The organism is Candidatus Binatia bacterium, assembly GCA_036382395.1.
Taxonomy (GTDB): Bacteria; Desulfobacterota; Binatia; order HRBIN30; family HRBIN30; genus JAGDMS01.
Genome location: DASVHW010000236.1, coordinates 1 through 11,365 on the forward strand (window position 1 = coordinate 1; position 11,365 = coordinate 11,365).

The following is an 11,365-nucleotide window of genomic DNA, read 5'->3' on the forward strand; positions in this document are numbered from 1 at the left end:
GAGGTCTGCTTCACCGCCTTCTCGAAGTCACCACGGAGCCGTTTCACCTCCGTGACGACCCGCTGCAATGCGCGTTTCTGATCCTGCCCAAGACGAGCGGTTTCCTTGCGCGTCTTGCTCAGCACCGCTTCGGCATCGCGCCATCTTCCGCGACCACGCCCAGCGGCTCTACCACTGGGCCGCCGACCGTCGCGTGCCCGCGGAGAACAATCTCGCCGAGCGCGAGCTGCGTCCCCTCGTCATCGCGCGTAAGGTCAGCTTCGGCTCGCAATCCGAAGCCGGTGCCCGCACGCGGGAGACGCTCATGACGGTGCTGGCCACTCTACGTCGACGCTTTGCGGATTTTGAGGCACGCTTCAAACGCCCCCTGGATGAACTTGCGCGCAAGCCGACGGCAGATCCCTACACCCTGCTCTTCCGCAACCATTCGCCGCCGTGAGCCCGCTCTCGCTCAGACATCCGCGAGTCAGCGCCACCAAGACTGAGGGGTTACAGTTCGGGAGGGAGGTAGTCAGGATCGTCTTCAGGCGGCGCCGTAACAGCCGCGTCGGATACGCATGCCCCGTTTGCCAGCGTAACACCGTACTCTCGTTCACCCAGAGGCGCTTGGCTGGCGACGTCATGCATACAACCCGTAGGAATTGATCATCCATCCTCAGGCTGACTGCACAGACCAAGCCGTCGAGTCAACGAATCCGTCTGGCCGAAGGCTCAGGGCAGAACGTGTTGACCCACCGCCCCGATTCCTTTAGCAAACGGAAGGCATCAGCGAAGCAGTGGCGTGGTCGCGGCAAGGCAAGGGAGCGCGGCGTCAATGAGGCTGTCGGTCATCATCCCAGTTCATAACGCAGGACAGTTTCTCGACCGCTGCCTCGAGAGCGTGCGGCGATCGAGTTTTCGGGACTACGAAGGCATTGCCGTGAACGACGCATCCACCGACCAGTCGCAAAACATCGCCCGCACACATGGCGCAACGCTGGTAGCCCTCGACCAGAATGGTGGACCGGCACGGGCCCGTGATCGCGGAGCCGAGCGGCCCCGAGGTGAGATCTTGCTGTGAAACGCTGGACGTTTGACAAGCTGAACCCGCGGCGACAGCGGCCAGGTCTCGCATCGCCCAGAGCCACGCGCTAGGGACCGATGCCGCCGGTGCTGATCGTCGGGGCTGGTCCCGCCGGGTTGACCGCCGCCTATGAGCTGTCGAAGCTGGGGAGGCGGTCGACCCTGCTGGAAGCGGATGACCAAGTCGGCGGACTCTCACGCACGGTCAATTACCGCGGCTACCGTTTCGACATCGGCGGGCACCGGTTCTTCTCCAAGGTGCCGCTGATCAATCAGTTGTGGCGCGAGATCCTGGGTGAGGACTTTCTCTTGCGACCGCGTCTGTCACGCATTCACTACCGCGGCCATTTCTTCGACTATCCCCTCAAACCACTCAACGCTCTTGCCGGCCTCGGTCCGGTGGAGGCCCTGCTGGTCTGCTTGAGCTACGCCAAGGCGAGGCTGTCCCCCGCGCCGGAGGAAACCAGCTTCGAGCAGTGGGTGTGCAACCGCTTCGGTTACCGGCTCTACGAAATCTTTTTCAAGACGTACACCGAGAAAGTGTGGGGCATTCCCTGCTCGGAAATCTCGGTGGACTGGGCGGCCCAGCGCATCAAGAACCTGTCGCTGTCAGAGGCGGTCCGTAACGCCTTGTTCAACCATAGGCGCGCCAATGACGGTGAGATCATCACGAGCTTGATCGATCAGTTCCATTATCCCCGGCTCGGCCCGGGCATGATGTGGGAGCGTTGCGCCGAACTCGTGTCCCAGCAGGGCAGCGAGACCATCCGCGGGGTCCGCGTCGAACGGATCCGCCACCGGCACGGCCGCGTGGAGTGTGTGTATGGCCGCACCGCGTCGGGCGAATTGGCCGAGTTCAGTGGCGAGCACGTCATTTCAACCATGCCCATCCGCGATCTCGTCAACGCCCTCGACCCACCGCCGCCCGACGAAGTCGTCCGAGCTGCCAATCGGCTGCGCTATCGCGACTATCTCACCGTCGTCCTCATCGTGCAGCGCGCCGACGTCTTCCCGGACAACTGGATCTACATCCATTCGCCCGAAGTGAAACTGGGGCGTATCCAAAATTACAAGAACTGGAGCCCGCACATGGTGCCCGACGCGGCCCGCACATCACTCGGGCTCGAGTACTTCTTGTGGGGCCAGGATCAGGAGTGGAGTTGGCCGGTGGAACGCTTGGTCGAGATGGGCATCCGTGAATGCACACAGATCGGTCTCCTCGATCCGAGCGAGGTCGCGGACGGCACGGTGGTGCGCATGCTCAAGGCGTACCCGGTGTACGATCAGATCTATCAGCAAAGCCTGGCGACCGTTCGCCGCTACCTGGGACAGATCGCCAATCTGCAACTGATCGGGCGCAACGGCCAGCATCGTTACAACAACCAGGACCACTCGATGCTGGCCGGCGTGTACGCCGCACGCAATCTGGCGGGCGCAGACTACGACGTCTGGTCGGTGAACACCGAGACGGAATACCACGAGGAAGCCCCGGCGGCGCCGCGCCAACGACTGGTGCCCGTACGCGTGCCCACTCCGGAACGGCATCTGTCACCCGAACGGGTGATCGAGGTGGCGTTTGCGCGCTTGGATCCGATTGCTCTGGGTGCGGCCTTCGGCGTCGTCGGCGGGCTCGGCCTGTTTTTCGCCACCGCGTTTCTGCTGGTGAAGGGTGGGCCCACGGTGGGGTGGAACCTGTCCCTTCTGGGGAACTACTTCTTTGGATTCAAGGTCACATGGACGGGCGCGGTGCTGGGGTGTGCCGAGGTGGGGTGTGGCGGCTTCGCCTTAGGGTATGTCGTGGCGAGATTGCGGAACTGGGGGCTGGATGCGTATGCTCTCTTGCTCCGCCGCCGGGCTGCGGCCGCGGCGCGCCGAGATCTATTGGACCGCGTATAATGAGAGGCTGCACATGACGAGAGCACCCAATGAGACATACGAGGTGAGCCGCGCCGTGGCTCGCATCCACGCCGGAGTGTTGGCCCTGGTATGCGCCATCCTCGGTGGTGTGGGACTGTTTGCCACAACCGCATGGCTGTTGATCAAGGGCGGCTCGCAGGTCGGCGCGCACCTGCAGCTGCTCAGCCAGTACTTTCTCGGCTATTCGGTAACGTGGACAGGAAGCCTTGTCGGTTTCCTCTACGGGGCGCTCACGGGAGCGCTCGTGGGGTGGACGCTGGGGACGGTTTACAATGTCGTTGCTGGGCTCCGGGAATGAGTCCGCAGGGCTCGAACGCAGCCCGATCCCGTCCCTCGTGGGCGAGCCGCTGCGCTTTTGCATCGTCACCACCTTCTATCCGCCGTACAATTTCGGCGGTGACGGCATCTCCGCCCATCACCTCGCCAATGGCTTGGCGCGCCGCGGCCACGCGGTGACGGTCCTACACAGCCCGTCCGCGTACGAAATGCTGGCCGGAAAGACTCCGCACGAACCGTACAACGACCATCCCGGGGTCCGCGTCCACGGCATCCGTACGCCGCTGGGGAAATGGGGATTGTTCGCGGTGCAGCAAACGGGCAGACCGGGACTACAGGCCCCAGAGCTGCGCCAATGGCTCGACAGCGGCACCTACGACATTATCCATTACAATAACGTCTCCCTCCTCGGTGGACCGGCCGTCTTTGGTTACGGGCGTGGACTGAAGCTCTGTACGCTGACCGATCACTGGCTCGTGTGCCCCATGCACGTGCTGTGGAAGTTTGATCGCGAGGTGTGCACGCAGCCGGCCTGCTTCCGCTGCACGTTGGCCGGCGGCCGGCCACCGCAGCTCTGGCGCAGCGCCGGTTTCATGCAACGGACCGCGCGCCACATCGACGCCTTCATCGGTCCGAGTAGGTTCACCATCCGCATGCATCAAGAGCGTGGGTTGCGCGGAATGATGGTACAGCTCCCCCGCTTCCATCCGGAACCGGCTGTTCAACCCGACCAGCAAGAATGCGCCGGACGCCCGTATTTCCTGTTCAGCGGACGACTGGAGAAGATCAAGGGTCTCCAAGACATCATCCCGATCTTCCACGGCCAGGATGTCGATTTGCTGATCGCCGGCACCGGCAGCTTCGAGGGCGCGTTGCGGTCGTTGGCGGCCGGCGCCCCGAACATCAAATTCGTCGGCCGGGTCGATCATCAGCGGCTGCATTGGCTCTATCGTCATGCCGTGGCCACGATTGTACCGTCACGGTGCTACGAGACCTTCGGGCTGGTCGTAGCGGAGTCGTTTGCCGCCGCCACGCCAGTGATCGTGTATGCCCAGAGTTCCCTGGCAGAACTCGTCAGCGAGCACGGCGGCGGCCTCATGTATCGCCGCGCCGATGAGCTACGCGCAGCGATGGCGCAGTTGCTTTCGAACCCGGGTCGGCGCGCGCGTCTGGGACGCGAGGGCCGGCAGGCGTACGACGCGGAATTCGCGGAGGATGCATTTTTGGGACATTACCTTGACGTTGTCCGCACGTTGCTGAAGGAAAAGCGTGCGGGGCGGCCGGTCAGCGCTCTCGGCGACTCCGCCTCCGTGTTGGCGGGGCGGCAGGTGTTTTTTGCGCCTGCGTCTGCGTCTTCCTCCGCTCCCGCCGCTTGAAGCGAGGCATGCACCCCATCGCGATTCTCACTTACCACTCGTTGGATACGAGCGGTTCAGTCGTCTCGGTGACGCCCAACGTGTTCGCCGCCCAGATGGCGTGCGTGGCGGGGCTGGGATATCGGGGGCTCGCGCTCCGCGATGCGGTCACCCACCGCGAGGCTCACGGCTCTTGGCCTGAGAAGTCCGTCGTGCTCACGTTCGACGACGGGTACCGGAACTTTTTCGAGCAGGGCTTGCCAGTGCTAGTGCGACACGACTTCAGCGCCACCCTCTTTCTCGCCAGTGGCCACGTGGGAGGTGAGAACGGCTGGGCCGATCCGCCACCGCGCTTGGGGACACTTCCGTTGCTGTCGTGGGACCAGGCGATGGATCTGTCTGCCGCTGGGGTGGAGATCGGCTCGCACAGCAAGAGCCATCCCGACCTGCGGCAGCTTGCACCGCTGGAAATTGAAGGCGAGATCGTCGGCTCACGCACCGAGATCGCAGACCGCATCGGCCGCCCGGTGGTAAGCTTCGCGTACCCATTCGGCCGCGTCGGCAACGCCGCACGACAGGTCGTGCGGCGAGAGTTCCGTGCCGCCTGCACCGGCGTGCTGAAACGAGCTGCCGATGAACCACTGCATGAATTGCCGCGAGTCGACATGTTCTACCTCCGCTCTTCGGCGAGCTTGAAGAAGCTGCTGAACGGGCAGCTCGACCGTCATCTCACCGTGCTTCGTTGGGGTCGCACCATCCGCCAATTGTTGCGGAACACCGATCGGAAGCCATGACTCAACCCAGGGCACGTACAAAGCGGCGTCCGCAGCTCGGGCGCCCGCTGCCAGCACCGGCGGCCGCCCCGCATCGCGTCAGGGCGGCGTGTCTGATGGGCGTGTTGTGCTTTTTCGTCTATTTGACGAACTTGCGCCAGATCGGGGCATGGGACTCGATCCCGGCGCGACTGTTGCCGTTTAGCATCTTGCGCCAGGGGAACCTGGACTTCGACGAATTCACCTGGCTGCGGCGGTTGAACCCGCACCCCTATTTTCTCCGCCAGCTCCCCAACGGGCACTGGCTCTCGGTTTACCCGATCGGGGTGCCGGTCATGATGACACCGCTGTATCTCCCGGTAACGCGGTGGCTAGAGCACCACCACATTGACGACGACGACGTGCGTTTCCGCTTGGCGTCGGTCGTCATGGAGCGCATCAGCGCGGCACTCCTCACGGCGGCGTCCGTGAGCCTGGTGTTCCTCGCCGCCGCAGCCACCGCCACGCCAGGGGTCGCCGTGGTGCTCGCCTTGATCTATGGCCTGGGCACCAGCACCTGGGCAATAAGCAGCCAGGCGCTGTGGCAGCATGGTCCAGCCGAACTCGGCCTTGCCGGCCTGTGCCTGTTCCTGATCGCACCGAACACGCGGCGTAATGCTGTGGCGGCAGGGGGATTTGCGGCCCTGGCGGTGCTGGCGCGCCCAACCATGATGCTCTTCGCGCTCGTCGCGCTGGTGTTCGTGTGGCGAGAGCGACGCTCGCAGTTCATGTTCTTTTTGAGCCTGCCTGTCGTCGGCGCGGGGTTGCTCTTCGCCTACAACCTCCGTCTGGTGAGTATCGTGACCGGCGGCTACCAGCTCAAGGCGTTTGCGCTGCCGAAGCTCGGGGCGCTCGTGGGCCTGTTGTTCAGCCCGAATCGCGGTTTGTTCATTTACGCCCCGTTCACGGCCTTGGCGGTGCCGGCGGTGTTGCGCCCGAGCCGTGCCGGACCGCGATGGCTCGCCTATGCGCCGATCGGAATCGCAGGCTATCTACTCTTGTACAGCTCGTGGTCCGGATGGTGGGGTGGGCACTGCTACGGACCCCGGTTCTTAGCGGACATCCTTCCCGTGCTCGTCTTGTGCGCGGCACAGACGGTTGAGCGGCTGCGCCGTTCACGCGAAGGTCGGATGCTGGTGGCCGCGTTGGCGTTCTGGGGCATCGTCGTCCAGGCCATTGGCGTCTACTGCGACGATAACTCGTGGAACGCGTTGCCGACATCCGTCGACGTGGCCCCGTGGCGCGCCTGGGACTGGACCGACCTACAAGTGCTGCGGGCCGCGCGCACCGGCTGGCACGGCTTCGATCTGGCACCGCTCCTGTGGCAGGCGCTGACGCAGCCACAACCGGCGCTGCTCGAGCCGATCGACCGCACAGACCTTGTCGGCGAGATCACCAACGAAAGCCAGCTTCCGCTCCGCCTTCGGGGCGGAGGCGCCGGCACACTGAACCTGCGGATCAGCAACATGAGTGGCGTGACGTGGCCGGCGTTCAGCGACTTCGGCTACCTCCAAGTCTGGATCCTCTATCGGTGGTGGTTCGGCGGCGCAGTGGTCGACGGTGAGGGAGGATTCGTCATGTTGCCGCGGAATCTGGGCCCGCAGGAATCGGCCTCCGTGCGGGCGCGCATCGACCCGCCGACGCAACGTGGCTCCTACGAACTTGAGCTCATAGTGGTGCAGGCCCTCGATCCGACACAAGGTAAGACGGGCAACACGCTCGTGCGTCTGCCTGCGGAAATCGAGTAGGACTCAGAGCGGGCTTTCAGCGCGTTTGCCGAGGTTGCGGAAGGCCGGCGCCGTCGCGGAGGCGTCGTCGGCGCCGCCGGCATTCTCCGATGAAGACCGATCCCTGCTGCAACCCGTTCCAGCCAGGGTCAGTAGACCCCACAAGACCAGGCACGCCACTGGGATGAACACGCGATGGCGCCTGCCCCCCCGCTTGTCGTGCATTTCACCCGCCGCGATGCCGCTAGGGCGTAGCCAGCGCAACGAAAGCATCCAACACATCGCTGCGCGTGAGGATACCCACGAGCCGATTTCCGTCGACGATGGGCACGGCACCGACGCGCTCGCGGCGCATGAGTCGAGCGGCATCCGGCACCGAGTCGTGGGGAGCCAGTGTCAAGACGTTCGGCGTCATCACCATTTCCACCGTCACTGCCTCCAGATCCGTCCCGGCGGTGTGCGGCTTACGGCCGCTCAGAAGCGGAGCGTCAAACACCGAAGGGTATGCGGCGCGTAAATCGCGATCCGTGATGATACCGATCAGATGTCCGCCGGCGATCACAGGCAGCTGGTTAATTCGGTGCATCTCCATGATTTCCCGTGCGTGTCGGATTGAATCCAACGGTTTCACGATGTGCACCGGATGCTTCATCCATTGCTGAATCTGCATGCCGAGGTACTCCTCCCAATTCCCTGCACAATTGCCTGCGGGGCCGACCCGAAGTCGGCCTCTGTCTAAAGCCCACCACATTTGCCGTCGCTTCTCAAGCCTTCGGCGCGGGCGGAAGGTGCCGCACCGAGCGATTCCGTCAGGAAAGAAGGAGACCCACCCCCACTCCAGCCGCCAAGAGAACGAAAGCCTGGAGGCTCTTGGCCTGCGCCGGCACAATCAGGGCGGTCGTGTCTGGATGGGCCAGTAAGGTCCGACTAGCGGCGATGCCCGCGGCGACCTGACCGGGCGGCAGCGCGCGGAGCTTGGCGCCCGACGTTCAGGATTTCGTCGTAGGATTCCTGCATCATGTCACGGAAACGCGGCAAGTCGTCCATGGCCAAGGGGTCGACATCCAACCCGACAAACATCGTATCGCGGTAGCTGTAAAGCGCAATCGCAACGGGGTGATCGCCGACCAGCGGCGCGTAGGGATAGATCTTCTCGATGGGCGCGCCGGCCAGGTAACACAGGCGCCGGGGGCCCGGCACGTTGGTGCACACGAAATTGGTCCGCGTGGTTTGCTGCCGTCCGATCTGCTTCGCGAGGGCCAATGGCATCGCCACCATCAGGCGCGCCAGCAGCGGGTATAGTGCGGCGCGCCGGTCGCTCTTCACTTGCCCCATGCGATCCTGGATGATCTGCAAGCGGCGCAGGGGATTCGGTTCGCCCACCGGCAACGTCAGCGCCAGCAAGGCAAGGCGGTTGCCGGCACTGACGTCGCCTGGACGGCGCAAGCTCACCGGCACGAGCGTGCGCAGCTCGCGCGTATCCGCCCCACGTGATGTGTGCCACCGGTGCATGGCCCCCGACACGATGGTGAGCACCAGGTCGTTATTGGTGGCTGACAGCTTGCCCCGTACCGCGTCGATCTCCCGGAGGGACATTTCGAAAGTCGAGAGCCGCCGAGACAAGCTGCGCCGGTGGTGCAGCGGGCTTTCGGCCCGCGGCACCACTAATTCTTGCCCAAATCCGGCAACGGCCCTGATTGCCCGTGACACGTCAGGCAGGATCGTGGTCGGCGCCAAGGCGGCGGTCGCCGCCCATCCCAGCGCCGTGCGGCTGACCTGAACGGCATCATTCAAATTATACAGGGCCGCGCGCCATAACATCGCTATTGGAGTGGACGACCGCCGGTCGGAGACCGCTCGGATGATCGCCTTCGACGTTGCGGAGCGATCGCTCAACAACATGTCGGAAAGCTGCGCGCCGCCCACACCATCGGTCAGGCAGTGATGCATCTTGATGAACAGCGCGCCGCGTCCATCAGCCAGCCCTTCCACCACATACGCCTCCCACAGCGGCCGTTCCGGATCGAAGGCGGTCGCGTAAAACGGACTGATCTCCTCCAAAAGGTCGTCCATCCCGCCCGGTGCCGGGGCCGCCAGGTAGCGCAAGTGATAGTCGCAATCGAACTGTGGGTCCTCGATCCATTCAGGCGGGGCCAGGCCAAACGGCACTTCCGCAACCCGCTGCCGCATCCGCACCAGCTGGCCGCTCAGGCGCTCGAACTCCTCGTGTATCCGCTGGCGCGCCGGAACCCGCTCGAGAATCAACAGTGCCCCGATTGTCGATCGCAGGTCGGGAATCTTGTCCAGCAACCAGAAGAGAGCATCCGTCGGATTCATCCGGTTCGGAAACGCACGCTCCATCGCAGTCATCTCGCTCCTCAACACAGCTCAGCACCTTGCCTGGCCAAGGGCTCTCGCATGATTCATGCCGCACATTCGGCACAGGCCTTTTCCCCCCGTCAGGTTCATGGTTCTGACTCCTGCGAACCTCTGAATAGAGGACACGGAATTGCAGCCGGTAGCCGCGAACACCGCCCAGCATTCTGCTTCTCACATTCCTACAGTTGGCATGCCGGTGATCGGGTTGTGCGCCCATCTGCTCGCACGCGTATGGCCTGGTACGTGGCACATATGGTGCTTCTCCGGATGGCGGCAGAAGGGCGTTGCCGCGAGCCCGAGGAGGTGGTCGTCCATGCAGGCTCGACTCGTGCGACAGGGTCTCTGTAACCTTCTTGTTTCTGTGATGTCCGCAGCGTTGTTCTGCGGCGTGGCGAGGGCTCTGCCACGGTACGGCCCGCTGGAAATCTCGGGCAACGTGTCGGCGCAGGAGCTGATTCGCCATCCCGACATCGACACCTAGGCTTTCATTCAGCAACGCAACACCTTCAAGCTGCGCGTCGACTACTCTTTGCTGGACCAGGGACAGTTGCTCCAGCGGATTGAGGTCCCGTTCATCGCTCAGGCGAGGCTGTTCATGCTCTATCGCGGCGTGTACGACAGCGTGTACGACTACACTCCGGGTTTCGCGCAGCGGGACATCTACGGTAAGCCCAGCCCTCTGCAGCTCGATGACCTTTCGGGACCGCGTCGGGACGGAATCAAATTCGAGAACGACTTGCGGGAGGCGTACATCGACCTCAGCTTCAAGGAAGCGCCCCTGAGTTTCCGGCTGGGGCGGCAGCAGATAGTGTGGGGGGAAACCGACAACTTCCGCCTGCTCGACCGTGTCAATGGGCTCGATTTGACCTGGCATCTTCAACAGGAATCGTGGGACGAGTTGCGCATCCCGTACTGGATGATCAAGGGGCTGTGGGACTTCGGGCAACTCGGGCCATTCTCCAGCAGCTTCCTGGAGTTCTACTGGAATCCAGGCGACTGGTACCCAGCCAAGCGCGACTTCCTGCCGCGGCCCTGGAGTGCGCCCATTGAGGACCCGCTGGCGCCAGCGTTCACCGTCCTGAACAAGCAGGGACTCGCCAATTGGCACCAATTCCGCCTCCGTCACAGCCGTCGACCCAGCCAGCGTCAAACCCACCGAATTCCCGGCAGAGTTTATCGCACCCTATGTGCATACCGCAGGGGATTCCTTGAACTATGCGGAGGAGAGATACACGCAAACCGTCTTCCGGATGGAGACCGTGTACGAGATGGGCGTGCCGTTCACGGATGCGAGCAAGCCGCTGTCGAAATTGTTTGGGGCGAACAACTCCTACCGGACGACGCTGGATCGAGACGTCTTCGGTGTCAGCAAGCGGGACATGTGGAAGGGGATGCTGGCGTTCGATCGCCCCACCTGGATTCGGCCACTCAACCGCAACTCCACGTTTCTCATCCTGGGACAGTTCTTCTGGCATCATCTCTTGAACAATCCCGATATCAAGTGTGACAAACCCTGGAGCTCACAGCCCTGCGGCGGCATCAGGAACGCGCAGATCGAGGGCTTTCGCGGGCAGTTTTCGAGCAGTGGGCCAAATCCCGCCAACCGCCTTCTTACCAAATCAAGCCAGCCGTTCATCGACAAGGTGCGTGATTGGGAAGCCCTGGTCACACTGGCGGCCACCACATTCTACCGTGGCGGGAAGATTGTCCCGCTGGTTGTGTACGTCCTGGATCCGGTGAACAAGTTCAACATGGAGGTGAACTGGGCGGTGGACTATTTCCTCACCAACAACCTCATCCTCAATGTGTCGCAGCGCTACTTCATCAACACGACCGA

11 protein-coding genes and 1 pseudogene are annotated in these 11,365 nt (G+C 63.3%); 10 read left to right on the top strand and 2 right to left on the bottom strand.

Going from position 1 to position 11,365, the window contains the following annotated elements; genetic code table 11:
- The first annotated feature begins 67 nt into the window (after positions 1-67).
- From VF515_10970 to VF515_11000, 7 genes are all read left to right on the top strand, one after another.
- Positions 68-439: a transposase gene (locus VF515_10970; protein ID HEX7408153.1), complete on the top strand. Its 372-nt coding sequence runs from the start codon at positions 68-70 to the stop codon at positions 437-439.
- A gap of 375 nt (positions 440-814) precedes the next feature.
- Positions 815-1,060, top strand: a complete 246-nt coding sequence (locus VF515_10975; GenBank protein ID HEX7408154.1) for a glycosyltransferase family 2 protein — start codon at positions 815-817, stop codon at positions 1,058-1,060.
- An 80-nt stretch (positions 1,061-1,140) separates the two neighbouring features.
- Positions 1,141-2,958, top strand: coding sequence for an NAD(P)/FAD-dependent oxidoreductase (locus VF515_10980; protein HEX7408155.1), 1,818 nt, complete (start codon positions 1,141-1,143; stop codon positions 2,956-2,958).
- Between the two features lie 13 nt (positions 2,959-2,971).
- Entirely contained in the window at positions 2,972-3,277 is a 306-nt protein-coding gene (locus tag VF515_10985) for a hypothetical protein (GenBank protein ID HEX7408156.1), read from the top strand.
- Complete coding sequence (locus tag VF515_10990; GenBank protein HEX7408157.1) at positions 3,252-4,631, top strand: glycosyltransferase; 1,380 nt, start codon at positions 3,252-3,254, stop codon at positions 4,629-4,631. The genes VF515_10985 and VF515_10990 overlap by 26 nt, the downstream gene beginning before the upstream one ends.
- Before the next feature lie 8 nt (positions 4,632-4,639).
- Positions 4,640-5,404 carry a polysaccharide deacetylase family protein gene (locus VF515_10995; GenBank protein ID HEX7408158.1) on the top strand — a complete coding sequence of 255 codons (765 nt, stop codon included), beginning with the start codon at positions 4,640-4,642 and terminating at the stop codon, positions 5,402-5,404.
- A gap of 95 nt (positions 5,405-5,499) precedes the next feature.
- A complete protein-coding gene (locus VF515_11000; protein ID HEX7408159.1) occupies positions 5,500-7,170 on the top strand; it encodes a hypothetical protein in 1,671 nt (556 codons plus the stop codon).
- Between the two features lie 223 nt (positions 7,171-7,393).
- On the opposite strand, the gene VF515_11005 is transcribed toward VF515_11000, so the two are convergent.
- Positions 7,394-7,819, bottom strand: a complete 426-nt coding sequence (locus VF515_11005; protein HEX7408160.1) for a CBS domain-containing protein — start codon at positions 7,817-7,819, stop codon at positions 7,394-7,396.
- 257 nt (positions 7,820-8,076) lie between these two features.
- The gene (locus VF515_11010; protein ID HEX7408161.1) at positions 8,077-9,519 is read right to left on the bottom strand and encodes a wax ester/triacylglycerol synthase family O-acyltransferase; all 1,443 of its coding nucleotides are present in this window, start codon (positions 9,517-9,519) and stop codon (positions 8,077-8,079) included.
- 322 nt (positions 9,520-9,841) lie between these two features.
- Here VF515_11010 and VF515_11015 point away from each other — a divergent pair, with 322 nt between their 5' ends.
- The 3 genes and pseudogenes from VF515_11015 to VF515_11025 all read left to right on the top strand — a co-directional run.
- Entirely contained in the window at positions 9,842-10,009 is a 168-nt protein-coding gene (locus VF515_11015) for a hypothetical protein (GenBank protein ID HEX7408162.1), read from the top strand.
- A 114-nt stretch (positions 10,010-10,123) separates the two neighbouring features.
- A pseudogene (locus VF515_11020) lies at positions 10,124-10,507 on the top strand (DUF1302 family protein).
- Between the two features lie 229 nt (positions 10,508-10,736).
- On the top strand, positions 10,737-11,365 hold a 629-nt coding region (locus VF515_11025; GenBank protein HEX7408163.1), incomplete at its 3' end, for a hypothetical protein.